24 protein-coding genes are annotated in these 24,465 nt (G+C 35.9%); 6 read left to right on the top strand and 18 right to left on the bottom strand.

Annotated elements, in window-relative coordinates; translation table 11 throughout:
- Positions 1-170 precede the first annotated feature (170 nt).
- The gene (locus tag P8J93_04180; GenBank protein MDG2060999.1) at positions 171-1,469 is read left to right on the top strand and encodes a PLP-dependent transferase; all 1,299 of its coding nucleotides are present in this window, start codon (positions 171-173) and stop codon (positions 1,467-1,469) included.
- Between the two features lie 121 nt (positions 1,470-1,590).
- Positions 1,591-3,018, top strand: a complete 1,428-nt coding sequence (locus P8J93_04185; protein MDG2061000.1) for an aldehyde dehydrogenase family protein — start codon at positions 1,591-1,593, stop codon at positions 3,016-3,018.
- A 28-nt stretch (positions 3,019-3,046) separates the two neighbouring features.
- Here P8J93_04185 and P8J93_04190 read toward each other — a convergent pair whose 3' ends face one another.
- From P8J93_04190 to P8J93_04260, 15 genes are read right to left on the bottom strand one after another with little or no spacing between them, the layout of a single operon-like run.
- Complete coding sequence (locus tag P8J93_04190; GenBank protein MDG2061001.1) at positions 3,047-4,003, bottom strand: D-2-hydroxyacid dehydrogenase; 957 nt, start codon at positions 4,001-4,003, stop codon at positions 3,047-3,049.
- A 6-nt stretch (positions 4,004-4,009) separates the two neighbouring features.
- Complete coding sequence (locus P8J93_04195; GenBank protein ID MDG2061002.1) at positions 4,010-5,554, bottom strand: FadD3 family acyl-CoA ligase; 1,545 nt, start codon at positions 5,552-5,554, stop codon at positions 4,010-4,012.
- Positions 5,555-5,575: 21 nt separating this feature from the next.
- Positions 5,576-6,403 carry a hypothetical protein gene (locus P8J93_04200; GenBank protein MDG2061003.1) on the bottom strand — a complete coding sequence of 276 codons (828 nt, stop codon included), beginning with the start codon at positions 6,401-6,403 and terminating at the stop codon, positions 5,576-5,578.
- A gap of 13 nt (positions 6,404-6,416) precedes the next feature.
- Positions 6,417-6,866, bottom strand: coding sequence for a Rieske 2Fe-2S domain-containing protein (locus P8J93_04205; GenBank protein ID MDG2061004.1), 450 nt, complete (start codon positions 6,864-6,866; stop codon positions 6,417-6,419).
- Positions 6,856-7,884 carry a 4-hydroxy-2-oxovalerate aldolase gene (gene dmpG / locus P8J93_04210; GenBank protein MDG2061005.1) on the bottom strand — a complete coding sequence of 343 codons (1,029 nt, stop codon included), beginning with the start codon at positions 7,882-7,884 and terminating at the stop codon, positions 6,856-6,858. Before dmpG ends, P8J93_04205 begins: the two co-directional genes overlap by 11 nt.
- Before the next feature lie 5 nt (positions 7,885-7,889).
- A complete protein-coding gene (locus P8J93_04215; GenBank protein ID MDG2061006.1) occupies positions 7,890-8,813 on the bottom strand; it encodes an acetaldehyde dehydrogenase (acetylating) in 924 nt (307 codons plus the stop codon).
- A gap of 8 nt (positions 8,814-8,821) precedes the next feature.
- Positions 8,822-9,664, bottom strand: a complete 843-nt coding sequence (locus P8J93_04220; protein MDG2061007.1) for an alpha/beta hydrolase — start codon at positions 9,662-9,664, stop codon at positions 8,822-8,824.
- Positions 9,665-9,686: 22 nt separating this feature from the next.
- The gene (locus P8J93_04225; protein ID MDG2061008.1) at positions 9,687-13,226 is read right to left on the bottom strand and encodes an indolepyruvate ferredoxin oxidoreductase family protein; all 3,540 of its coding nucleotides are present in this window, start codon (positions 13,224-13,226) and stop codon (positions 9,687-9,689) included.
- Positions 13,223-13,633, bottom strand: coding sequence for a VOC family protein (locus P8J93_04230; GenBank protein MDG2061009.1), 411 nt, complete (start codon positions 13,631-13,633; stop codon positions 13,223-13,225). Before P8J93_04230 ends, P8J93_04225 begins: the two co-directional genes overlap by 4 nt.
- A gap of 9 nt (positions 13,634-13,642) precedes the next feature.
- Entirely contained in the window at positions 13,643-14,626 is a 984-nt protein-coding gene (locus P8J93_04235; GenBank protein ID MDG2061010.1) for a VOC family protein, read from the bottom strand.
- 13 nt (positions 14,627-14,639) lie between these two features.
- Positions 14,640-15,365: an enoyl-CoA hydratase/isomerase family protein gene (locus P8J93_04240; GenBank protein MDG2061011.1), complete on the bottom strand. Its 726-nt coding sequence runs from the start codon at positions 15,363-15,365 to the stop codon at positions 14,640-14,642.
- An 11-nt stretch (positions 15,366-15,376) separates the two neighbouring features.
- Positions 15,377-16,162, bottom strand: a complete 786-nt coding sequence (locus tag P8J93_04245) for an enoyl-CoA hydratase-related protein (protein MDG2061012.1) — start codon at positions 16,160-16,162, stop codon at positions 15,377-15,379.
- Between the two features lie 25 nt (positions 16,163-16,187).
- A complete protein-coding gene (locus P8J93_04250) occupies positions 16,188-17,075 on the bottom strand; it encodes an SDR family NAD(P)-dependent oxidoreductase (GenBank protein MDG2061013.1) in 888 nt (295 codons plus the stop codon).
- Positions 17,076-17,100: 25 nt separating this feature from the next.
- The gene (locus P8J93_04255) at positions 17,101-18,219 is read right to left on the bottom strand and encodes an acyl-CoA/acyl-ACP dehydrogenase (protein MDG2061014.1); all 1,119 of its coding nucleotides are present in this window, start codon (positions 18,217-18,219) and stop codon (positions 17,101-17,103) included.
- A gap of 18 nt (positions 18,220-18,237) precedes the next feature.
- Entirely contained in the window at positions 18,238-18,843 is a 606-nt protein-coding gene (locus P8J93_04260) for a TetR/AcrR family transcriptional regulator (GenBank protein MDG2061015.1), read from the bottom strand.
- 157 nt (positions 18,844-19,000) lie between these two features.
- On the opposite strand from P8J93_04260, the gene P8J93_04265 reads away from it, so the two are divergent.
- Genes P8J93_04265 through P8J93_04280 form a run of 4 tightly spaced genes read left to right on the top strand, consistent with a single transcriptional unit; the run spans position 19,001 to position 21,663 of the window.
- Positions 19,001-19,465, top strand: coding sequence for a nuclear transport factor 2 family protein (locus tag P8J93_04265; GenBank protein ID MDG2061016.1), 465 nt, complete (start codon positions 19,001-19,003; stop codon positions 19,463-19,465).
- 33 nt (positions 19,466-19,498) lie between these two features.
- On the top strand, positions 19,499-20,686 hold the full coding sequence (locus tag P8J93_04270; protein ID MDG2061017.1) for an acyl-CoA dehydrogenase family protein: 1,188 nt from the start codon (positions 19,499-19,501) through the stop codon (positions 20,684-20,686).
- A complete protein-coding gene (locus P8J93_04275) occupies positions 20,687-21,196 on the top strand; it encodes a MaoC family dehydratase N-terminal domain-containing protein (GenBank protein ID MDG2061018.1) in 510 nt (169 codons plus the stop codon).
- Positions 21,193-21,663 (top strand): MaoC/PaaZ C-terminal domain-containing protein, encoded by a 471-nt coding sequence (locus P8J93_04280; protein ID MDG2061019.1) that lies wholly within the window; start codon positions 21,193-21,195, stop codon positions 21,661-21,663. The genes P8J93_04275 and P8J93_04280 overlap by 4 nt, the downstream gene beginning before the upstream one ends.
- Positions 21,664-21,666: 3 nt before the next feature.
- Here the strand turns inward: P8J93_04280 and P8J93_04285 are convergent, their stop codons facing one another.
- The 3 genes from P8J93_04285 to P8J93_04295 are packed head-to-tail and all read right to left on the bottom strand — an operon-like array spanning position 21,667 to position 24,463.
- Positions 21,667-22,869, bottom strand: a complete 1,203-nt coding sequence (locus P8J93_04285) for a cytochrome P450 (GenBank protein MDG2061020.1) — start codon at positions 22,867-22,869, stop codon at positions 21,667-21,669.
- A gap of 5 nt (positions 22,870-22,874) precedes the next feature.
- Entirely contained in the window at positions 22,875-23,315 is a 441-nt protein-coding gene (locus P8J93_04290; protein MDG2061021.1) for an OB-fold domain-containing protein, read from the bottom strand.
- Positions 23,316-23,317: 2 nt separating this feature from the next.
- The gene (locus tag P8J93_04295; protein ID MDG2061022.1) at positions 23,318-24,463 is read right to left on the bottom strand and encodes a lipid-transfer protein; all 1,146 of its coding nucleotides are present in this window, start codon (positions 24,461-24,463) and stop codon (positions 23,318-23,320) included.
- Positions 24,464-24,465: the final 2 nt, after the last annotated feature.

The following is a 24,465-nucleotide window of genomic DNA, read 5'->3' on the forward strand; positions in this document are numbered from 1 at the left end:
ATTTCTATTTTACTTATTCTGAGTTGATAAAAAATATTTATTATCTTATAATTTTCTCAGCACCGATTTGAATCAGCTTGCGGGTGCTTTATAAATACAGCTAAATAGAGTTCTCTTTGATAAACCTGTTTAGTGAAAGCTGCAGGTTTTTTTTATTTAAGGAGATTATTATGGCTTACGAAGGAAAGAATATTGAAACTATCGCTCTACATGCGGGATGGAGAGCTGATGAAAATACAGGATCTGTTGCTGTCCCTATTCACCAAACAACAAGTTATCAATTTGAAAGCACAGAAAAGGCTGCAAATCTATTTGCTTTGTCAGAACTGGGTAATATCTATACTAGAATCATGAACCCAACTACTGCGGTTCTTGAAGAAAGAGTAGCAGCTATAGAAGGAGGTGCGGCCAGCCTTGCCACGGCATCTGGACAAACAGCTTCAGCTTATGCAATTCAAAATTTAGCTTCTGTGGGAGATAATATTGTATCTTCTTCTCATCTATATGGAGGAACTTATAATCAATTTAAAAATAACCTCTCGGCTATGGGTATTGAAGTAAGATTTGTTGATCCAACAGATCCTGAAAACTTTTCAAGAGCAACGGATGATAAAACTAGAGCATACTTTGGAGAGACTTTACCAAACCCAAAATTACAAGTTTTACCAATAAAAGAAATAGCTGATATAGGAAGGCCTCTCGGTATCCCTCTAATTGTAGATAATACTGCCGCTCCTATAATTTGTAGACCTTTTGACCATGGAGCCTCTGTTATAACTTATTCAACTACAAAGTATATAGGCGGTCATGGAACATCTATTGGAGGGCTAATAGTAGATGGAGGAAATTTTGATTGGGAAAAAGCTGGATCTGATAGACAGCCTAATCTTAATACTCCTGATGCTTGTTACAATGGAGTTGTTTGGACAGAGGCTATTAAACCTTTAGGTCCAATAGCTTACATTATGAAAGCTAGAACAACACTACTTAGAGATCTTGGAGGAGCCATGAGTCCTTTTAATGCTTGGATGTTCATTCAAGGTCTAGAAACGCTGCCTTTAAGAATGCGAGAACATACTAAGAATGCATTAAAAGTTGCAGAGTTCTTGTCAACAAATAATAATGTTGCTTCTGTTACCTATCCAGGCCTTATGGATGGTAGAAGTAGAGAATTAGCAGATAGTTATTTATCTGGAGGCTATGGAGCTTTAGTTGGATTTGAACTTCCTGGAGGGGTAGAGTCAGGAAAAAAATTCATTGATTCTTTAAAACTTTTATATCATGTTGCGAATATTGGAGACGCAAGATCCTTAGCAATTCATCCTGCTACCACAACTCATAGCCAGTTATCACCTGAAGAACAGCTTGAAGCTGGAGTAACTCCAGGATATGTTAGATTATCAATTGGTATAGAAAATGTGGAAGATATTATCTCTGATATTGAACAAGCATTAAATGCTGCTTCTTAATAAATTATTACGCTAAAGTTATAAAATTAATTTTCAAGAAATATATTTAAGTTTATTTTAGAGACAGAAATATATTAGCTATATATAATCTTTATCTCAATTCAGCATTTAGGAGAAATACATGAAAACACATCATCAATTTTACATAAATGGTAAGTGGGTAGATCCTTCAGAAGGAGTCAAGTCACTTGATGTCATTAATCCATCTAATGAAGATGTTATTGGTCAAATTTCATTGGGTTCAGCAAAAGATGTAGATCTAGCTGTTAACGCAGCAAGACAAGCTTTTGAAGGTTTTAGTGAAACTTCTGTAGAAGAAAGACTTGCATTACTAGGTAAAATTCTTGAAGTTTATCAATCAAGATATGACGAAATTGCTGAAACAATATCTCAAGAAATGGGCGCTCCTCTTTCTCTTTCTAAAGCAGCTCAAGCTGCTACAGGCCTAGGTCATTTTGCTCAAGCTATAGAGATTTTACAAGGTTTCAATTGGGAGGAGACTCGAGGAAAAACTGTTATTAGAAAAGAACCCATAGGAGTAGTAGGAATGATAACTCCATGGAATTGGCCTATAAATCAAATATCCTGCAAGGTTGCTCCTGCATTAGCTGCTGGATGTACTATGGTTCTAAAGCCTACAGAAATTGCTCCTTTAAACGCAATTTTATTTGCTGAAGTTCTTGATGAAGCAGGAGTGCCAGCTGGAGTCTTTAATCTCATTAATGGAGATGGCCCGACAGTTGGAGAAGCTATGTCTTGTCATCCAGAAATTGATATGATGTCTTTTACAGGTTCTACTAGAGCAGGAATCAGTGTTGCAAAAGGAGCAGCAGACACAGTCAAAAGAGTTTCCCAAGAGTTAGGAGGTAAGTCTCCAAATATCATTCTAGATGATGCAGATTTTGCTGCTTCAGTAACTGGCGGGGTAAATCACTGTTTCTTAAATAGTGGTCAATCTTGTAATGCACCAACTCGAATGTTAGTTCCAGAAGCTCGTCACGAAGAAGCAAAAGAATTAGCTAAAACTGCAGCTGAAAATACTAAAGTAGGTGATCCTTTCGGAGAAGATACATCTATAGGCCCAGTAGTCAGTGATACACAATTCAATAAAATTCAGGGTCTAATTGAGAAAGGAATTGCTGAAGGTGCTGAATTAGTCTCAGGAGGTACAGGTAAACCTGACGGGTTAAATTCAGGGTATTATGTTAGGCCAACTGTTTTTGCTAATGTTAATAATGATATGACCATAGCAAGAGAAGAAATATTCGGACCAGTACTTTCTATACTTCCTTACAAAAATGAACATGAAGCAATCAAGATAGCTAATGATACTGATTATGGCTTATATGGTTATGTTTCTGGAGAATTAGAGCACGCCAAGGAGGTAGCAAATAAGATAAGAAGTGGTAGTGTAGCTATAAATGGAGCTCAATCAGACATGGCTACTCCATTTGGTGGCTATAAGCAATCTGGAAATGGAAAAGAATGGGGCCCTTTTGGATTTGAGGAATTCTTAGAAACAAAAGCTGTCATTGGCTATACTAGTTAAATAAAAAACCGCTGTAAGGCGGTTTTTTTTAAGCTAAATTTAGTAAATCTTTATCCTCTAAATATCTCTTAAAATTATTTGCAAATAAATCTAATAACCTTTGAGAACCTTTTGGAGCCCATGCTGAGTCATGAGGGGTTATATAGCAATTATCTATCTTCCAAAGAGGGGATTCTTTGCTTAAAGGTTCAGGGTAAGTAACATCTATTGATGCAGCGGCTATTTGTCCTTTAATTAAAGCCTGGGCGAGGTCCTCCTCATTTACACTCTCTCCTCTTCCTACATTGATAAACATTGAACTTGGTTTCATTAACTTAAATTTATCTTTTGAAAAAATTTTATTGGTCTCAGGACTGTCTGGCAAACAATTTACAATAAAATCACTTAATTTCAGCATTTCGTTTATTTCAGAGGGGTCATATAATTTATCTAAATCAGCTGATTCTGTGTTTGTACGTTTGGTAGCGTAAACAGTCATTCTAAAAGCTTTTGCTAATCTCGCGATTTCCTTGCCTATACCCCCAAATCCAGTTATCCCAATAGTTAAATCTGTTAACTCGCCTGTCAAAAGAAGAGGCTTCCAAAGTAAATCATGTTGTTGCTTATTATGTTGATCTAAACCTTTAACCCACCTAAGCATTTGAGCAAAGACATAAGATGCTATAGGTATTGCATGCACTCCTCCTGCATAAGAAAAATTATTTGAATATTTAATTAATTTCTGAGCTACCTCGCTTTCTACACCTGCCCAACTTCCTTGTATAAAATCACAACCTTGCATTGAGGGTAAGAAATTTTTACTGTATTCAGGATTCCTAATACACTTTGCCATGACGTCATAAGATACAAAAGTAACTTGGGGCTTTCCTTCTCCTTGACTTAATAATCCATTAGAATCAATTAATAAGATTTCATGCTCAGAAAGCAGCTGATCAAAAAAAGATCCTGATTCATTGTAGATAAATTCACTAATACAAACTTTCATGATTTATTAAAGTTTACGTAACTTATATTTCATCACTTTACCAGATGCATTTAATGGCAAAGTTGAAACAAAAGTTATTTTTCTTGGAACTTTATAATTAGCCATATGAATTCTGCACCATTTTATTAAATCAACAGCTTCTAAGAAACATCCTTCTTTTAAAACTACAAATGCTTTTGCTACCTCTCCAAGCCTTTTATCTGGAATACCAATTATGGCAGATGATGAAATATCAGCATGAGATGCAAGGATATTCTCTATTTCAGCTGGATAAGTATTAAATCCTCCAACGATAAACATGTCCTTACTTCTATCTGTGATACTCAGATAACCTTGTGCATTAATAACGCCTATATCGCCTGTATGAAGCCAACCTTCCTCGTCTACTGTATCCATAGTTTGTTTTGGTTCTTCATAATACCCCTTCATAACGTTATAGCCCTTGACATAAATATCTCCAGGTTGGCCTAAAGGCGAAACTTTTCCTTCATTTGTGATACATTTAACCTCAACCCCATCAATTGGTACCCCTGATGTATTAGCTATTAATTCTGGAGTATCTCCAGGATTACACATACTTACTACCCCAGTGGATTCAGTTAATCCATAGGCAGTTAAGACTGTATCTATTTTCATTACTTCTCTCATATCATTGATCAACTGAATAGGTATTGTGGCAGCTCCTGTTACTGCTAATCTTAAAGATGAAATATCAAAAGACTTAAAATTCTCTGCATCCATAATGGACTGATAAAGAGAAGGAGGTCCTGGCATCACGCTAACTTTATCTTTTTCTATTCTTTCTAAAACAGATTGAGGATCAAAAACTTGATGGGGTAAAATGAGGGCACCACGCATTAAACAAGCAAGCCATCCAGCTTTATAGCCAAAAGTATGAAAAAAAGGATTAACAATGAGGTATCTGTCTTCTGAATTAAGGCCTACATGTCTACTCCAATTTTCAAAAACTTTAAGATTCTGCTTTTGAGTTACCATCACCCCTTTTGGACTGCCTGTAGTTCCTGAAGTGAAAATTATATCAGCAACCAAAGAACCATCATTCTCTAGATCTAGAGATTTATTTTTAGGAAGATTAAGTTGCTTAAATTCATTCCATGAATCTTTCCCAGACTCCTCATCTAGGAAAATTATATACTGAAGATCGGGCAGATTCTCATCTCTTATCATCAAAGAATAATCAACCCCTAGAAAATTATTCACCGTAAATAAAACCTTAGCTTTAGTCTTTTTCAGTATATAGCTTGCTTCAACACCTTTGAAACGAGTGTTTATAGGAACTAATATAGCCTTAACCATTTGAACCGCTATAGCTGCTATTATCCACTCAGTTCTATTTGGTGCCCAAATACAAATCCTATCGCCAGGTTCCACTTTTAAAGCCAAAAGTGATTCTGCTGACTTCTTACAAATTTCTTCAAGTTCAATATATGTTACAGAAACGTCGTTATCTTCTATAGCCTCTTTATTGCCATAAAATGATGATGCCAATGTGACAAGTTCCGGAAGGGATTGTGCCTCAAAAGGTTTCATGAGAGACACTTAGTATTTGACTTAAAATTGTCGTTTTGCCATATCAAGACCTGAAGGAACTTCTGAACGATCAAGATAAAATTGATTATACCATTTACGTAATCTATGAAGGGGCCCATCTCCTGAACACATCAAGGGATTCTCAACATAAACTTTGTTGTGCCATATATCTACATCTTGTCCAAATGCCAATAGGTTTGCATCTACATAAGCTTGGACAATTGCTAAATTCTCTTCTTCAGAGGCTTTGGGATCTTTTTTAACCATAACGCCAAATTGAATTAAGAAATTAGAATGATTAATTGGTAGATGGGAGACTAATAATCTACTTGTTGCTACCTCTGTTTTCATCATTGTGACCATATAAGCTGGACCTGTATATATGGCTTCAGACCAGAGTCCTCCGCCTAAGACCTCAGACTCCCCTGTCATAATTTGAGTATAATTAACTCCTTTAGCTTCATTTGAAAATTCAACTGCTGGACAACCATGGACTGGTCCAAAATGCCCTCTATCAGCCATATTATCAATGAGTTCTCTGCAATTATTTTTTATATGATATTGTTCCATTCCCCAATCAGACCAAGTGTCATCTTTACATTCTGCCAAGGGTGATATCTGATAATCAGGAGATTTTTTTTCATGATCATACCAAGTAAATATAAGTTTATTCTCTTCACAGGTAGGTAATTCTATTCCATCTAATTCAGAAATTATCTTATGTTCGGTCCGTAGAATATTTATATGTGAGCCAAAACATGGAATAGATTTAGGTTCATTTAGAAGAAAATCCCTAGCATGGCCTATCACATACCAACCCCTTGCATATCTTAAAGGTAAAGAATTCATCTTCGTATTCATTCTAAATTTCTAGTAGACTTGCTTCATTAATAGGACTTTTTCCGTCCTTATCATACCAAATATAAACAAAACCACTATCTTCTTTGCTCGCCCAGCTTTTTGCTTCTGCATCATTCGGAATATCTTTAGAATATGGTATTTCATTACATTTTCCATCTTCTCCCCATCTCCAACCATGAAACGGACAAGTCACTCCCTTTTCTGATAATTTGCCACAAGATAGATCTGCCCCCATATGTAAACAATAAGCATCTAAAGCTACTATCTTGTTAGATGAAGATCTCCAAATTACTAATTTTGATGGGAAATTTTCAATTGAAAAAAGATTGCCTTCATAAAAATTTTTTGATGAACCAACTTTGTACCATCCAGATTCATAATTTGAAGCATCTTCTTTCATCTGTGAAGGAAGAGAATCGACTAAATCTAATTTTTTTAAGTCAAGAGGCATCTTTTTGTTTTAATAAATCTAATGCAACGTCTACGATCATATCCTCTTGACCTCCGACCATTTTTCTTCTTCCTAGTTCTACAAGGATTTCTCTGGCATCTAATCCATAATTTTCTGCCGCAGTCTCAGCATGACGTAGAAAACTTGAATAAACTCCTGCATATCCTAAAGATAGAGTTTCTCTATCGACTCTTACAGGTCTATCTTGTAAAGGTCTAACTAGATTTTCGGCAGCATCCATAAGAGCATACAAGTCACAACCATGTTGCCAACCCATTCTGTCAATAGCTGCTATAAAGACCTCTAAAGGAGCATTACCAGCTCCAGCTCCCATTCCTGCCAAAGAGGCATCAACACGCTTTGCTCCATTCTCCACTGCAATCATAGAGTTAGCCACACCTAAAGATAAGTTATGATGGGCATGCATTCCTAAAGCAGTATCGGATGAAAGAACCTCTTTAAATGCAATGAATCTAGATTCAACATCTTTCATATTTAATGCGCCACCTGAATCAACAACATAAACTGTTTGTGCTCCATAGTCTTCCATCATTTTAGCTTGCTGAGCTAATTCATCTGGGCCAATCATGTGAGACATCATAAGAAAACCCACCGTATCTAGCCCTATTTTCCTAGCATATTCAATGTGCTGTTTGGACACATCTGCCTCGGTGCAATGAGTTGCCACTCTTACAGTATGCACTCCAACATCCTTAGCCCATTGTAAATTATCAACTGTAGCAATCCCGGGCAAAATTAAAGTAGTCAATTTAGCTCTCTTTACCGTATTAGCGACAGCTACTATCCATTCTTCGTCTGTATGAGCTCCAAAACCATAATTAAAACTAGACCCTGATAAGCCATCTCCATGAGCTATCTCTATTGCATCTACCCCAGCCTCATCTAAGGCCCTTGCTATTTCACAACATTGCTCAATACTATAAGAATGCTTAATGGCATGCATACCATCTCTTAGAGTCACATCTTGTATATAAATCTTGTCTTTAATCGGGTCCATTTCTGTTAATTTAACTTTAACGCAGAAATTTTCTCTGCTGTACCCAATGCAGCTGAAGTCATAATATCAAGATTTCCTGCATATTCAGGTAAATAGTGTCCCGCTCCGGTCACCTCCAAAAATACTGAACTCTTAATGCCCTCAAATTGACCATAACCAGGAATCTTACAGGGATTATTTGATCCAAATCTTTCAAATTGAATTTCTTGTTTTAATTTATATCCGGGAACATATTCTTGAACCTTCATCACCATGGACTTAACTGAATCTATAATTAAGTCTTCGTCAGTTATATCGGAGAGGCAAAAAACAGTGTTTCTCATTAGCATTGGCGGCTCAGCAGGGTTTAAAATAATAATAGCTTTCCCTTTCCTAGCTCCGCCTACTGTTTCAATGCCTTTAGCAGTAGTTTGGGTAAATTCGTCAATATTAGCTCTAGTTCCTGGTCCAGCGGACCTAGAAGAAACAGAGGATACAATCTCAGCATATCTAACGGTAGATATTTCATTAATAGCTGAAACAATGGGTATTGTGGCTTGGCCGCCACAGGTAACTAAATTGACATTTGGTTCATTTAGGTGCTCTTCCATATTAACAACAGGCACTGTATAAGGGCCAATAGCTGCTGGAGTTAAATCTATAAGTTGTTTACCATCTTTTCTCAAAACCTGATCATGTTCTGCATGAGAAGAAGCTGAAGTTGCGTCAAATACCATTTTTACATCTTCATATGATTCCAATTCAATAAAACCAGAAATTCCTTTTGAAGTTGTTTGTACGCCTCTATCTCTAGCTATTTTGAGACCTTCTGAATTTGGATCAATACCTACGACAGAAACTAACTCGAGGGAGTTAGAAGTATCTAAGATTTTAAACATAAGATCTGTACCTATGTTACCCGAACCTATAATAGCTACTTTTGTTTTCATATAAGAAACTATCTAAGCAGAAAAGCTAAAACCGTACTCTCAAATTCGTCCTTTTTTTCTATCATTGCCCAATGACCACAATTTGGGAGAATATGAGATTCACAATTTGGTATCAATCTCATTGGAATCAATATTTGATCCAGAGGAGTTACTCTATCATCCCTTCCACAAATTAATAATGTTGGTGCCTGAATTGAAGAAAGGTGAGCAATTCTATTGGCAGCTTCAGGTCCTCTAAAATTTTCTGCCATAGCATCCAAGCTAGATTTAGCATATATTTTCTTTGAAGTTTCGAGCTGAATTGGATCTATTGCTTGATTATATCTAGACTCTATTAATTCATCTGTCACAAGATCTTTATCAAAAACCATTGATTCTAGCCACTGCTTAATTCTTGGTTTTGAAGGTTCTTCAACAAACGCAGAGAGTAAATTTATTCCCTCTCCAGGAAAGGGAGAAAAAACATTCATCCCTAAACCTCCAATAGATACAAAACTTTTAACTCTACCTCCATTGTTTGCAGCTATTAAAGCTCCAAGCATACCCCCTAGAGAATTACCTATAATATGGGCACTTTCTATATTCATCTTATCTAGAAAACTAATAATACTTCCAACAGAGGATCCTATAGGGTCTCCTTCTATTGGATCGCTTTTACCGTATCCAGGTAAATCAATGACTATACATCTAAAATGATTAGAAAAAGTTGGTAAATTATCTTCAAAATTAGCTAATCCCGACACCCCTGGACCAGAACCATGAATAAACAAAATAGGATCGCCTTCTCCAGTTTCTACATAATGCATCTTACCGTAATCAAGTTCTAGAAATTCACTTGTTAAGTTATTCATAATTAAAAATCATAGTTATATTTTAGTTAGATTCAACCTTATCATTAATCGAGACATGTTTATCATAAACAATTTCTGATGCAGGTATTTTATTAGACAAGAATCGATCAAGGAGTTGGTTTTGTTCTTTTAAAGCTATTTCTAAATTCTTTTCTTTAACTACGTCAAATCCCCTTATTAATTCAGGGATTGAGGCTATTTCTATGGCTAAAGAATAATTATCCTTATTGAGTTTACTCATAAGAAGATCCAATGTTTTTTCATAATCCGAAATTATTTTTCTTTCTAATTTCCTATGTTGAGAGATTCCCATAAAGTCGAAAGGAGTTCCTCTCAAAAACTTAAAAAGTTTAAGTACTTTAAACAAATAATAAGTAGAAGCTGGTAACTGTCTCTTAGGGTACCTGCCAGTTTTAGGATCTTTTCCACCAAAAATTGGGGGAGCTAGACTATATTCCAGTTTAAAATCTCCTTCAAACTGATCTTCTATAGTTTTACGAAATGTCTCACTAGTATGAAGTCTTGCAACTTCATATTCATCTTTATAAGCTAAAACTTTAAAATAATACTTAGCCGCAGCGATAGATAAATCTTCCTTTCCCTTAGAAAATCTTTGCTCCGTTGCATGTACTTTTCTTACAAATTCTTCATAACGATTTGCGTATTTAGAATCTTGATATTCTGTCAGAAAGTCTTTTCGAATTTCAATTAAATCATTTAAATTTGGTAATTTATCTTCTTCAATTTCATTATTTCCAGAGGAAGCCTTTTCTTTAACTAGTTCTATGTTAACGGCAGCTAATCTCCCCCAAGATAAGCTATCCTTATTCATCTCAATTGCAATACCATTAAGTTCAATGGCTTTTTCTATAGCGGGTAATGAGATGGGCATCAAACCTTTTTGCAAAGCATAACCAATCAAAAATAGATTAGCTGAAATTGCATTTCCCATTAATGAAGAAGCTAATTTTGTTGCGTCAACAAAATCTAATAGCTTATTATTAGATACGTCCTTTAAGGATTTCTTCATTCTTGCTGCAGATAAATCTAGATTAGGATCGCTTGCAAAAGCACTAGTAGGTGCAACATGACTATTCACCATAATATTTGTAGTTAATGGATTTATCTTTGATATTGATTCCAATCCTGTAGTAACTACTATATCGCATCCTAGAATAAGGTCAGCTGAACCAGAAGCGATACGAGTTGCATGAATGTCTTCAGGATCTTTAGATACCCTCAGGTGACTAGTTACTGGACCATTTCTTTGAGCAAGACCTGCTACATCTAAAGTAGAAGCCCCTTTTCCTTCAAGATGAGCTGCAGTACCTAGAAGAGCTCCCAAAGTTATTACGCCCGATCCGCCAATACCTGTAATCAGAATATTATATGGCTTCAAAGGGTTTACGACTTCAGGAACAGGAATACCTTGAACATAGTCACTTATATTAAAATTTTCATCGCTAGTAGAAGATTCTTCTCCTTTCTTACGAAGATTACCTCCAATTACAGTAATAAAACTTGGGCAATATCCTTTCTTACAAGAAAAATCTTTATTACAAGAGGATTGATTAATACGTCTCTTTCTTCCAAATTCAGTTTCTAACGGCTCTATGGCTATGCAGTTAGATTGAACGCTACAATCCCCGCAACCCTCGCAAACTAGAGGATTAATAAATATCTTTTTATCAGGCTCTTCTGCTAGGCCTCTCTTTCTTCTTCTTCTTAGCTCAGTAGCACAGTATTGATCATAAATTATGACTGAAACTCCGGGAATTAATTTGAGTTCATTTTGAATTGAATCCATTTCGTCTCGATGATGGATAGTTACACCTGGAGCAAAGAAGCTATTGCTTGGGTATTTATCTGGATAATCTGATACGACTACAACTTTATTAGCTCCCTCAGCATGGACCTGCCAACTCAATTTATCAACACGAACTTTACCGGTTATTTCCTGCCCGCCTGTCATTGCTATAGCATCATTTACAAGTATCTTATAAGTAATATTTGCTCCAGAAGCTACTGCAGATCTAACTGCTAGAGTTCCTGAATGATAGTAGGTTCCATCTCCCAAGTTTTGAAATAAGTGTTCTGTGTCAGTGAATGGCGCTATGCCAGTCCACATAACACCTTCTCCTCCCATTTGACTTAAAGTTTGCGTATTTCTTTCTGGCATAAACGTAGCCATACCATGACAACCTATTCCTCCAAAAGCTATACTTCCATCTGGAACTTTAGTAGAAGTGTTATGAGGGCATCCAGCACAAAAACTAGGCAGTCTAAATAAATGAGAATTACCTGAACTTTTTAAAGAATCCATAAGGGAGACTATTTCTGAAATCTTTGTTTCAATTGACAGATCTTTTCCTAAATTAAGTAACCTTTGACCTATAACTAACGCAACGGAATTTGGAGAAAGTTCTCCTTCGCTTGAAATTAAAGGAACGCCATACTCATCATTCTTACCCACTAATCGCGGTCTATTACTATTGTTAAAAAGTATTTTAGCTATCTGGTCTTCTATTATTGACCTTTTCTCTTCTATAACGAGCACCTCTTCATGTCCCTCTATGAATGAACTAATTTTTTTTGGCTCTAAAGGCCATACCATCCCTACCTTATAAAGAGAAATACCTTTTTCTTGGGCAAGTTGCTCATCAAGGCCCAGTTCTTCTAAAGCTTGTCTTACATCTAAATAAGCCTTGCCAGTTGTGACTATTGCTAACCTTTTCTTTTTAGAAAAAATAACTTTATCTATATTATTATTACGCACAAATGCTTGTGCTGCTGGTAATCTAACTTGAAAAAGGCGAGGTTCAGATGCTGCGGGCATAAAACCCCACTGAATATGAATATTTTCTTCTGGTAATTTATGATCTTGAGGGATTATGATCTTAAATCTTTTTTGATCTACATCTACCGAAGCAGCACTTTCTACAGTATCAGTTATACATTTCATTCCAACCCAGCATCCTGCATACCTAGACATTGCCCAACCCAAAATACCAAAATCTAAGTAATCTTGAACTGTAGCTGGATTTAGGACAGGCATCCCAAAATGAATAAATGCGTGATCACTTTGATGAGCTGTTGTTGATGACTTTGCCCCATGATCATCTCCAGCTAAAGCAAGAACACCCCCGAATTTAGAAGATCCTGCATAATTAGCATGCTTAAGAGCATCTCCTGATCTATCAACCCCTGGACCTTTACCATACCAAATCCCAAACACACCATCATATTTTGGATTCTCTACAAGATTGCTTTGTTGAGACCCATGAACGGCGGTAGCTGCTAAATCTTCATTTATTCCTGGCTGAAAAACAATGTGATTTTCTTTCAATAAATCACTAACACTATTTAATGCATGATCATAACCACCCAAAGGAGAGCCGGTATAACCTGAGATATAGCCTGCAGTATTCAAATTATTTGATAAATCAATTTGACGTTGCATCAAAGGTAGTCTAACTAAGGCTTGCGTTCCAGTTAGGAATACTCTTCCTTCATTTAGTAGAAAACGATCTTCAAGTTTATAATGTTTATTTATCTCATTCATAAATTATCATCTTGCATTAACTCTACCAGATTACCATCGGGATCCTCTATTATAGCAACGGTTACTCCCTCTCTAATCTCTCTTGGTGCAGTCTGCACAGTATGATTATTATTAGTACAGTTTTCTACTATTTCTAATAAATTTTTTATATTAAGAGTGCAATACCTATAACCTGAGGATATAGTAAAATCTCCCTTTGGACTTTCATTCTTAGGAGAGTTTTCTAATACAAGAATTTTAATTTGGCTCAATCCACATTTAAATTTATTCACCACACCTAAACTAGGAAATGGAACTTCTCCAACCTTTTCAAAACCTAAAACCTGAGAATAAAAACTCAACATAGGCATTTCATTATGTGTCACTAATCCGATATCTAAAGCCTCTTTACTTAATTCTACTTTCATATTTAACCTCTAAGATTCTTTTTCTAAATCAGCGCTTACTTCTTCAACTGATTCCATAATTCCATGATGACCCCAAGTATCACCTTCAACAAACTGATTCGGAGTCCATTTATTATCATCAATTATCTTTATTACCTCGGTTCCTATTTCTACATCCCAACCATTTGGACTTTTCATATAAAAACTAAAAGCTCCATCATTAATATGACGTCCTATGCTAGCCGATATAGCTATGCCTGAAGCCACTGCCCTATCATAAGTGATGCCAACTTGGTCTATAGATTCAACCTCAAACATTAAATGATGCATGCCATTCACATCGCCATACCTAGCTAAAGCAACACTGTGATGTCTTGGATTACACCTCATAAACCAAGCTCCATTTCCTCCCATATAACTAATATAATCAGTTAATTTAAATCCAAATATTTTGGTATAAAAATCGTAAGTACCAATTCGATCAGCTGCATACATCATGACATGTCCAAAGCCCAACCTTCCAGCAATAAACTGCTGATTAGGCACAGGTGAAGTAAAGTTATAATCTATTGTAGGTTCAAAAAAAATCTCTACTAGATTACCAGATGGATCTTTGCACTTTGCCAGACCTGTAACACCTCTCAGATTAGCCTCTTCTTCTGTTCCTAACTCTACTGATATTTTGTGCCTCTTTAAATCTTCAATTGCTTCTATAAGTTTAGTCTCACTTTCAACCTCGAAACCCATGTATAAAATTCCTTCATTATCTTGATTTGGATGAATTCCTAATCTCCATTGATGATCATCCATCTTCAAATAAACGGAACCATCATCTGCAATTCCTTTTCCACCACTTGCAATCTTAAAGTCTGGATCCATGCCTCCAGGCATGCCCCAACTCTCACCTGGCACGGCTCTTGCGGGCATCATCCCAAGAATCTCAGTGCCAAATTTTAACCATGCTAGAGGGTCTTTTGATCCTATTCCTATATAACCTAAAGATTTGATTTCCATTTATTTCTCCTAGTTAACTTAAGTTAGTAAGTTTGTTAATTAGTTCTCTTTCATTTTTGATAGCATTATCAATGGAAGCTTTATACCCAAAGTTTAGTGATTCTTTAGCAAAAGAGAGTGCCGTTAAAGAACTTTTATCTATTTTATCTGCAATCTCAATTAAATCTTCTATTAGACCTTCTTCAGATGATAACTTGTTTATAAGTCCTAAAGAATAGGCTTCATTTGCATCAATTTTAGCTCCAGTGAAGACAAGCTCTTTGGCCTTAGCTAAACCAAGAATATTTGTTAAGAAATGACTACTACCAAGACCTGGAAGGATACCCAACTGCGTAAAAGGAAAGCTAAAACTAGCTTTGTTAGAAGCTATTCTAAAATCAAAAGGTAAAACCATTGTTACTCCAATACCAACTGCTAAACCATTGATAGCAGCTATCAAGACCTTCGAGGAATCTGCAAGCTCCTTAGCAAACTCTGCAATGAATTCATCTTCTCCAAGTTTAATACCTTTTTCACTTACCTTTTCATTAACTAAATAATCTTTGTCTGCACCCGCACAAAACCCTCTTCCGTTGCCTGTTATTGCAATGGATTTAATATTAGGGTCTAAAATAGATTTACGATAAGCATCTATAATTTCATCCCCCATGTCAGGAGTATAAGCATTTAGTTTCTCAGGTTTATTTAATGTAATAATTGCTAAACTTCTTACTGTGGTATATGAGATTTCTTTGTACATAATTAACGAAGTTACTTAACAGATTTCCAGTTAGGTTTTCTTTTCTCAATAAAAGCCTTCCCTCCTTCTTCAAAGTCTGGATGCAAATTCTGTTCTGAAATTAAATCCCATGCTCTATTTAGAGCTTCTGACATCCCCATCTCTTTAGAATTCCATATTGCTTTCTTTGTTTTCTCTAAAGCAGATGGAGAGTTTCCTTTAATCATATCAGCTATTTCAAAAGCTCTATCCATCAATAGCCCCTGATCTACAACTTCCCCAACCAGACCTATTGCAAGAGCTTTTTCTGCATTCATTCTTTCGTTGCCTCCTACCAAAGACATTCTGAGAACTGACTCTAAAGGTACTTTTCTGCTTAGACCTACTGGCTCTAGTCCCGCCACCAAACCTACCTTCACATGAGTATCAAAAAACGTGGAGTTACTAGAGCATAATATAATATCGCTATCAGCAATAAAATGAAGTCCCCCCCCGCAAGTCATTCCATTAACCGCACATATAACTGGTTTCCAAATATCATTTTGCAAAGAAGTCCATTTTATGGAATCTAAGCTTGCCTTTCCATGCTCATCATCCATAGTTGGAAGATCTGCTAAATCAGCACCGGTACAAAAAGATTTTTCTCCTGATCCGGTTATAATTGCTACCACTGCATCAGAATCATTATCAAACTTATGCCATACTTTTGGTAATTCCTGAGACATAACGCTATTAACTGCATTATATTGCTGAGGTCTAGACAGAGTAATTAAAGCCACGTTATCTTTAACTTGATACTGAATTGTTTTTAAGTCCATATGATCCCCGTAAGTGTTAATTAATTCATTCGGGCGGTTTAATGCCCGCATGGAAAGGATAAGGCTTGGAAAGCATACCCAAATTCCCAAATTCTGGTAATAATTCTCTCAATAGACTTTCTTCTATATCTTCTACAGACCAACCTTCCTCCTTCATAAGAGTTTTCCCATAATGCGGTTGTATCATTAAAGCTAACCTTTGTCCTCCACATCCAAATATTTGTCCGCTAACTGCGAAAGCTTTGTCACTCGAAAGAAATGCAACTAAAGGACCATTTAAAGTTGGATCTATATAGGAATAATCACCATCAGCATTTGCACTTTTACTAAAAGTATCAGACATTCTTGTTGTCCCTAAAGGACCTATCGCATTTACTCTTATTCCATATTTAGCTAATTCTATAGCCCATGTATAAGTCATAGAAGCAATTGCACCTTTTGCTGCAGAGTAATTTGTTTGCCCAAAATTACCAAAATGTGCACCCGACGTTGTATTTACTATAGATCCTCCTTTGCCGTGATTCTTCATTATGATAGAAGCTGCTTGAGAGCACCAAAAAGTTCCTTTTACATGAATATTCCAAACTGAATCAAAATCTTCATCACTCATCTTTAGAAAAGTCTTATCTCTCAAGATTCCAGCATTATTTACCAAAACATCAAGGGACTTGAAGTGGGAAACACATTCATTAATTAAACTCTCTGCACCTTTTCTTGAAGAGATGTCCTGTGCACTTGTTTTAGCTATACCTCCTAAATCATTTATCTCCTCAGCAACTTTCTTTGCTTCTTCTAAATCTATATCATTTATTAATACTGAAGCACCTGACTTAGCTAGGTGTAAACAGTGACCTCTTCCTATTCCCCTTCCTCCTCCCGTAACTATCGCTATTTTTTTATCTAGTAAATTCATGCTAAATCGCTTAATTAAATCCCCATTAATCTAATAAAATATTTGAAATTCTTTCTTCAAGGTATCGCCTATCCCATAATGAATTCTGAAGATGTTTAGCCCTTCTAAAAAATAATTGAGGATCTGCTTCAGAAGTAAATCCAAGTCCGCCATAGATCTGAATTGTAGTAGCTGAAACATCTCTAAAAGTTTGACATGTTTGCATCTTAGCCATAGCCGATAATCTTTCTATATCCATATTTTCATCTTTAGCCCAAGCGGCCTGATAACAGAGTAATTTATTAGCTTCTACCTCAACTAAGGCATCAGCTAAATAATGTGCTATTGATTGAAAACCTCCAAGAAGTTGACCAAAAAGCTCTCGTTCTTTAGAATATTCCACGGCCAGATGCAAAGCCTGCTCAGAGCCTCCACTTGCCTGAGCAGCCAGTAAGATAAGGCAATCATTCACAGTTGAATTCCATGCATCTATTAAAGCTTGGCCTTCAGCCAACATCATGGATTTATCAAGTTTTACTCTATCAAAATTTACTTCGTGCAAATTTTCTCCTGCATGATTAGGTTGATAATTTAAAGAAATACCTTCTAAGTTCGTATCTATCAAAAAGGCTGATAGGTTGCTATTGCTATTTTTACAAAGCAACACCATTTTATTAGCTGAACTTGCATAAGGAACCATTTGTTTTTTTCCAGTTATAAAAAAATAATCATCTTTTGACTGAACCTCCATATTTATTCCTTCTTTAGCAAAACTTGAACCCTTTTCTAGCCAAGCAACAGTCAAGATAGAGTCCCCAGTAGCGATTAATGGAAGTATTTCATCTTTTTGTAAATCATTTCCTAATTTAGAGACTAGGGTAGCTCCATGACAACAACTAATAAAATGAGGGGAAAAAGACAAGTTTCTTCCAAATTCTTCATAAACAATTAAAGATTCAAAAAGATTCATTCCTAGTCCTCCATGCTCTTCTTGAATATTCATTCCTGTTATTCCAAGATCTATTAACTGCTGCCAAAATGATTCAGAATAACCTGGCTCTTTTCCTTCTACAGATCTTATCTCTAGTAAATTAGAGAATTGAGCACACATCGCACTCACCGAATCTCTTAGTAAAACTTGGTCTTGGTTAAAGTCTAAATCCATTAGATTACTAGGCTTAGTTTATTTGCCTAATAAGCCTCTCAGTGCTTTTTCAACAAATTGATCTATGAAGGCAGGAGTGATCTTCGTTTTTGAGTAAAAAACTGAAGCTAAGAGAGGACCCACTACAACCATCTCAGCAATTTCTAAATTTGTGGCTTTAGGTAATTCTCCTCTCTGAATAGCCTTTTCTAGGACTGCCCTTGCAGGATAGTAACGCTGCTGAATCCATTCAGATAGTTCTTCTGAGAGTTCTTTATCATTGACCATTTCACCAGTTAAAATCTGAAGAACCGGTAGAACATTTGTTTTAGTAAACAAAAAAAGTAACTGAGATATTAAGTCTCTTAAATCCCCTTCCAAATTACCAGTATTTGGTATGATTAATTCTTCAAGAGTCTTAAAAGCATCTATAACTAAATATTTCTTCGATGACCAGCGTCTATATATTGTTGCTTTACTAACTTTCGCCTCTTGAGCTATTTTTGTAGTGCTTAAATTAGAATAACCGAACTCAGTCAAGTGATTGAGAGTAATGTTTATAATAACTTCATCTCTTGTTATGTCACGAGGCCTTCCAAGCTTACCTCTGGATTTTGGCTCTTCTTTTGTTATTCCTTTACTCATGATATTGTGCTTAATTTAATGCCTCCAATATTCAAAATTAGAGAAAGATCTGCTTAACTCTAGGATATATTGAAATTATAATACGAAACTTTGAGTATCGCAATTATATAGTATATGTTGTATGATTATTATACAAAATATAACTTAAGGTGTCTTTATGGTCAGTGCGGATGAATTTATTGTTTTGCAGGACAGAATTGAGATTCAAGAGACCTCAATAGCTTATACTTTTGCTTTAGATTCAAGGAACTGGGAACTTCTTAAAAATATCTTTACGGAAGATGCCACAGCAATATATGGAAGTGATGAAATTGGCTTAAAAATTTCATGTTCTTCTCGACAAGAAATTATAGAAATGTGTCAAAATAGTCTAAATGGTTGCGGTCCTACTCAGCATCTTTTTAGTAATTTTAGAATTAATTTGAATGGAAATATTGCTTCTTCTGTATGCTACGCACAAATTGGACATGTTGGAAAAGAACCCAACCAAAATGAATACTGGGAAATATGGGCAGAGTATCATGATAACTGGACAAAAATAGATAAGGGATGGAGAATAAACGATAGAAAAATGATAGTTACTCAAGAGTTTGGTGACAGAGAGAAAGTACTAGGTCCTTAAGTTACTTAACTAATTTTATTTTAACTCTATAAAATGAACTTTAATTTTAATCAAGACGAACAAAACTTTATTTCCGAAGTGAAAGAATTTATTTCTAAGGAAAAAAAGAAACCCAATGCCCACATAGTTTTTGCTCCTAATAGAGAGGCGGATGCTGTAACAAAAGTTGATAGCCCTGAAAGAAGAGCCTTTATGAAAACATTATCTAAAAAAGGATATTTAGGGATGTCATGGCCAAAAAAATATGGTGGGCAAGAAAAACCTGAAATATATGATTATTTACTAGGAGAAGAATTGGCTTCGGAAGGAGCCCCTACACCTGGTAAAGGAGTTGGTTCTATAGGTCAAACAATAATTAGGCAGTGTTCTGAAAAATTAAAAGATGAATTCTTGCCTAAAATACTGAATGCTGAGATAGAGTTTGCCCTTGGTTACAGTGAACCAAGTGCAGGTTCAGACTTAGCCTCTCTAAAACTAAAAGCTGAAAGAAAAGACAATGGATGGTTATTGAATGGTCAAAAAATCTGGACTTCATCTGCCCATTTTGCTGAGTGGTTGTGGTTAGCAGCCAGAACTGATACATCCCATAAGCATAAAGGAATAAGCGTATTCTTAGTCCCTATGGATGATCCTGGAATAACAGTTCATCCCATTAAAACTGTAGGAGAACATAAAACAAATACAGTATTCTTAGAAGATGTTTGGGTTTCTGATGATTATGTAGTTGGTGAAATCAATAAAGGGTGGACGTATATTTGTGAAGCGCTCAATTATGAAAGATTTACTTTTTATACAGTAGGTCCTTTGGAGAGGAAATTAGAACTCCTTATTAATCTGATAAAAGAGAATAAAAGAGATCAAATATTTCTCAAAGAATACCCGGACATTAGACAAAATATTGCGTCTTTAGCTACTGACGTAGAAAGAGCCAAAATGTTACAGAGAAAAGTACTTTGCGAAGCCTTAAAGGAAGAAGTGCCAACTTCAGAAGCTGCTATGTTTAAATTATTTAGTACTGAACTTCATCAAAAAATAGCAAATCTAGCTATGGATATTTTGAGTTGGGAAGGACTTTTCCATAAAGATGGAAAAGATGCAATTGAAGATGGTAAATGGGAATGGTCATATAGAGGCACCTTAGTAGACACAATAGGAGCTGGAGCTTCTGAGATTCAGAAAAATACGATAGCAAAAAAAGCTTTGAATTTACCTCTTAAATAAATGCATTCAATACCTGAGAAAGTAAAAAACTGGATAGGAAAAGTAGTAGTAACTGAAACAGAAGTCATAACAGTTGAAAGAGGTTTATGGCAAAATTATTGCGCTGCTATAGAGGATGGTAACGATCTTTATTGGAACTCTGAAGTTGCGCTAGAATATACAGATGGACTTATCTCACCTCCGGGGATGCTACCTTCATGGTCTGCCAGCAATGAATGGGAGCCAAACCAAAAAGACAGAAATAGACCAATGGAACTTCATTTTTTACTCAAAGAAGCATTAAATCTTGAATTAGGAATAGTTGCTGGTATTAAGTTTAAATACTTCGAGCCTGTAAGATCTGGAGATAAAATAACTTCGGAGCAAAAACTTATGTCTGTGAGTGAACTAATGGAAACAAAATTGGGTCTAGGTAGAAAATGGAATATAGACGTAATATACACAAATCAAAACAAAGACTTGGTAGGCCTTCAATCAGTTAGAATGATGGCTTACACAAAAAATAAATGAATATAAATGAAATAGAAGTGGGGTATAAACTTCCAGTATTCACTTCTAAAACTTCAGTAAAATCTATCCAAATGGGTGCTATTACTAGTAGAGACTGGCAACCATTACATAGAGATCAGACTTGGTCTAAAGAAGTAGGAAAATTACCAGATATTATAATGAATAACTATACTTATTCTGGCTGGTTAAGTAGATATATAACTGACTGGGCTGGTCCTAGCAGTAGGATAGGTGAGTTAGATTTTAAAATGATCACTCCTATCATTCCTAATGACCTAATGGTGTTTCAAGGTGAGATAACCAAGATATCTAAATGTAATAAAAATATAACTTGGTTCTTTATAGATATTTCAATATTAGTGCAAGATAACAAGGTAACTGATTCAAGTGCAAAAGTTGCCATTCCACATAATAATAATCCTGTAAATAGTCCTTGGAAACTTAAAAAAGAAGACTGGAATCCTTAAGGTCTAGGATGGATCAAATTCTATAGGCACATGCCTATACCCTTGCAAAAACTCACTAAAGGTCCTCTCAACTTCTTCTTCTATTAATTTAAATTTAGGAATAGCAGATAGAATCTCTTCAATAATAACTCTTCCTTCAAGCTTAGCTAGATGTTGACCGAGGCATTTATGTGGACCATGACCAAAATTGACACTCCTCTTGGGTATTGGTCTAGTTACGTCGAATTTATCAGGATTATCAAATTCCCTTTCATCCCTGCCAGCTGATTGATAAAGATAGATCACGGAATCTCCTTTTTTCATTTCTTTTCCATGTAACTCGATATCCTTATTTAATTTTCTACCTAAAATATTAGTTGGGTGATCATATCTTACGCACTCTTCAAAAGCATTAGGAATTAATGAGAAATCATTTCTTAATATTTCAAGTTGATTTGGGTCCTGATTAAGATAATAAAATAAATTAGCTATGTTATAAGGTACTGTATCTGCTCCAGTTATTATTAACATACTGGTGTTACCCATAATTTGTTCATCACTCATCCATAGATCTTCTCTGACTTGCTTATTTATCCATGCATTGATATGACTTGGAGAAGGCGGCGTATCCTCCCTCCATTCTGCAGCCAATTGCAACATTAACCCCATACACTGACCAAAAGCTTCCTGCCCTCTAGGAGTAACTCCCATAATTTCAGGGTCTCTTTCGTAAAATATATCAATTAATTCTCGCGCCTGGAGAGCGGTCTTTCTTTCCAGTCCAATCATATCTGTGATGCTAAATAAGGCTACTTTCCTTGCAATCTCATGAATATCCAGTTTTCCTAATTTCAATGATGCTTTTAACTCTTCTTGAGTCAATACACGAATCTTATCTTCTAATTCAGCAATAGATGATTGTGTATATCTATCAGCAATAGTGTTTCTATAATCTCGGTGATCGGCGCCATCATTTGAAGGTATTGATACACTCCCAGGTCCCGAGTCTTCTCCTAATAACAATGGTGGCGGTGAAGTACCTTCTACGGACGTATAATCTTTATATGAGCCTAGATGAGCATTCCAAATATCTTCAAAACGACTTAAGGCCCAAGTGCCCCCAAAGTCATCCATGCGATGTACAGGGTCTTCATCTCTCATTAACTTATAAATTGTCCATGGATCATTCCAGAATTCCTTCGAGTAGGGGTTATAGTTAATTTTCATATGAATTAAGTTATAAGTGTCCAATAAGGTAAGGCAACATCATCCGCCATTTTTTCGAAACTAACTTTTACCTCATCATTTATATCAAATTTTACCTCTTCTAAGCTCTTGATGTCGCCATGTTCTTTTGTTTTTAATCTACCTATCATTCTTATTGATGGATACTCTTTTAGAGCAACTAATGCGACTATATAGGGACTAAGCTCTTCAAAAGCTGGTAATAATGGCGGTCTAGGAACCACAAAAGAATATATTGTACCTTCTCCAGAACACTTTTTCCAAACCGAAGAAAGAGAATTACAATAAGGGCACATTGGCCTAGGTGGGAACCTAGGCTCATCACAAGATGAGCAATGTTGAACTACTAATTTTGATTCTAATGTTGATTTCCAAAAGATTTCATCATGAACATCATCAGTACCTGGCAAAGGAATATTTTTAATCATGACTAATCTCCTTTCAAAAGAATTGCCGCATTAGGTGTTGCATCACATGTTGTGACCAAAGAAAGCTTAGCATCTTTTACCTGTGAAGTAGACGTGCCTCTTATCTGACGTACACCTTCAACCACTAGATTCATCCCATGCAAATATACTTCAGACATACCCCCTCCTGATGTGTTTACTGGAAGCAAACCATCTAAATCTATTCCACCTTCAGAAATTATTCCTAATGCCTCACCCTGTCCACAAAACTGATATGCCTCCAGTGAAAAGGGGATCATAGGAGAAAAAGCATCGTAAAATTGAGCAACATCAATATCGTTAACTGAATAATCTGACTGTCTGTAAAGATTTTTAGCTGTAGTATAAGAAGAGCTTATCAAAGGGTTAGAGCCATGGTAATCTGTCATAAGTTGATGCTGGTCAGACATTCCCTGTGAATAAGAGTGAATATAAGCAGGCTTTTGTTTTAATTTATTGGCTCTTTGTTCTGAGACTATGACGACCGCTATAGCACCATCACTTTCTAAACAATTATCAAACAAACATAAAGGATCTGAAATCATTCTTGCTTCCATATAATCATCAAACGAAAGTTCTTTATCATGCATCAAGGCTTTTTCATTATTGTTGGCATATTTTCTCAATGAAAGAGCTATATGAGCCATGTCTTCTCTGCTATAAGAGTATTCATGTAAATACCTTCTCATAAGCATAGAACTTTCATCGGCAGGCCTAACAAGTCCAAAGGGTCTTGACCACTTCCAATGATCATACATTCTTTCTTCTGCATGTGACCACATTCTGCTGGAAGGATCTCCCCTTTTTCTTGACCTCCAGACTACACCTACTTCTGAAATTCCACTGGCAATAGACATTGCTACTTGACCTATAGCTGCACAACTAGCTCCTCCTCCATAAGGTGCTTCGCTCCAGTAATGCATTTCGCCAAAGCCTAAATTTCTAGCTATCTCAAAGCCTTCCGTTTCTTCAAAAGTGTAACTGCCTAAAGAATCCACTTCCCTGGGTTCAATACCCGCATCATCTAAAGCGCTCTTAATAGCTTTGCAAGCTAGAATTAACTCTGTATCTTTAGACTTCTTTTCAAATACTGTTTGTCCTATTCCAACAATAGCTGTCTTGTCTTTCATGA

It is taken from the genome of SAR86 cluster bacterium (genome assembly GCA_029268615.1).
Taxonomy (GTDB): domain Bacteria; phylum Pseudomonadota; class Gammaproteobacteria; order Magnimaribacterales; family Magnimaribacteraceae; genus JAQWNM01.

What these genes read in the sequence shown, in the direction of transcription:
- P8J93_04180 (MDG2060999.1), top strand. Translation starts at nt 171, where the DNA reads ATGGCTTACGAAGGAAAGAATATTGAAACTATCGCTCTACATGCGGGA.
- P8J93_04185 (MDG2061000.1), top strand. Translation starts at nt 1,591, where the DNA reads ATGAAAACACATCATCAATTTTACATAAATGGTAAGTGGGTAGATCCT.
- P8J93_04190 (MDG2061001.1), bottom strand. Translation starts at nt 4,003, where the DNA reads ATGAAAGTTTGTATTAGTGAATTTATCTACAATGAATCAGGATCTTTT.
- P8J93_04195 (MDG2061002.1), bottom strand. Translation starts at nt 5,554, where the DNA reads ATGAAACCTTTTGAGGCACAATCCCTTCCGGAACTTGTCACATTGGCA.
- P8J93_04200 (MDG2061003.1), bottom strand. Translation starts at nt 6,403, where the DNA reads ATGAATTCTTTACCTTTAAGATATGCAAGGGGTTGGTATGTGATAGGC.
- P8J93_04205 (MDG2061004.1), bottom strand. Translation starts at nt 6,866, where the DNA reads ATGCCTCTTGACTTAAAAAAATTAGATTTAGTCGATTCTCTTCCTTCA.
- dmpG (MDG2061005.1), bottom strand. Translation starts at nt 7,884, where the DNA reads ATGGACCCGATTAAAGACAAGATTTATATACAAGATGTGACTCTAAGA.
- P8J93_04215 (MDG2061006.1), bottom strand. Translation starts at nt 8,813, where the DNA reads ATGAAAACAAAAGTAGCTATTATAGGTTCGGGTAACATAGGTACAGAT.
- P8J93_04220 (MDG2061007.1), bottom strand. Translation starts at nt 9,664, where the DNA reads ATGAATAACTTAACAAGTGAATTTCTAGAACTTGATTACGGTAAGATG.
- P8J93_04225 (MDG2061008.1), bottom strand. Translation starts at nt 13,226, where the DNA reads ATGAATGAGATAAATAAACATTATAAACTTGAAGATCGTTTTCTACTA.
- P8J93_04230 (MDG2061009.1), bottom strand. Translation starts at nt 13,633, where the DNA reads ATGAAAGTAGAATTAAGTAAAGAGGCTTTAGATATCGGATTAGTGACA.
- P8J93_04235 (MDG2061010.1), bottom strand. Translation starts at nt 14,626, where the DNA reads ATGGAAATCAAATCTTTAGGTTATATAGGAATAGGATCAAAAGACCCT.
- P8J93_04240 (MDG2061011.1), bottom strand. Translation starts at nt 15,365, where the DNA reads ATGTACAAAGAAATCTCATATACCACAGTAAGAAGTTTAGCAATTATT.
- P8J93_04245 (MDG2061012.1), bottom strand. Translation starts at nt 16,162, where the DNA reads ATGGACTTAAAAACAATTCAGTATCAAGTTAAAGATAACGTGGCTTTA.
- P8J93_04250 (MDG2061013.1), bottom strand. Translation starts at nt 17,075, where the DNA reads ATGAATTTACTAGATAAAAAAATAGCGATAGTTACGGGAGGAGGAAGG.
- P8J93_04255 (MDG2061014.1), bottom strand. Translation starts at nt 18,219, where the DNA reads ATGGATTTAGACTTTAACCAAGACCAAGTTTTACTAAGAGATTCGGTG.
- P8J93_04260 (MDG2061015.1), bottom strand. Translation starts at nt 18,843, where the DNA reads ATGAGTAAAGGAATAACAAAAGAAGAGCCAAAATCCAGAGGTAAGCTT.
- P8J93_04265 (MDG2061016.1), top strand. Translation starts at nt 19,001, where the DNA reads ATGGTCAGTGCGGATGAATTTATTGTTTTGCAGGACAGAATTGAGATT.
- P8J93_04270 (MDG2061017.1), top strand. Translation starts at nt 19,499, where the DNA reads ATGAACTTTAATTTTAATCAAGACGAACAAAACTTTATTTCCGAAGTG.
- P8J93_04275 (MDG2061018.1), top strand. Translation starts at nt 20,687, where the DNA reads ATGCATTCAATACCTGAGAAAGTAAAAAACTGGATAGGAAAAGTAGTA.
- P8J93_04280 (MDG2061019.1), top strand. Translation starts at nt 21,193, where the DNA reads ATGAATATAAATGAAATAGAAGTGGGGTATAAACTTCCAGTATTCACT.
- P8J93_04285 (MDG2061020.1), bottom strand. Translation starts at nt 22,869, where the DNA reads ATGAAAATTAACTATAACCCCTACTCGAAGGAATTCTGGAATGATCCA.
- P8J93_04290 (MDG2061021.1), bottom strand. Translation starts at nt 23,315, where the DNA reads ATGATTAAAAATATTCCTTTGCCAGGTACTGATGATGTTCATGATGAA.
- P8J93_04295 (MDG2061022.1), bottom strand. Translation starts at nt 24,463, where the DNA reads ATGAAAGACAAGACAGCTATTGTTGGAATAGGACAAACAGTATTTGAA.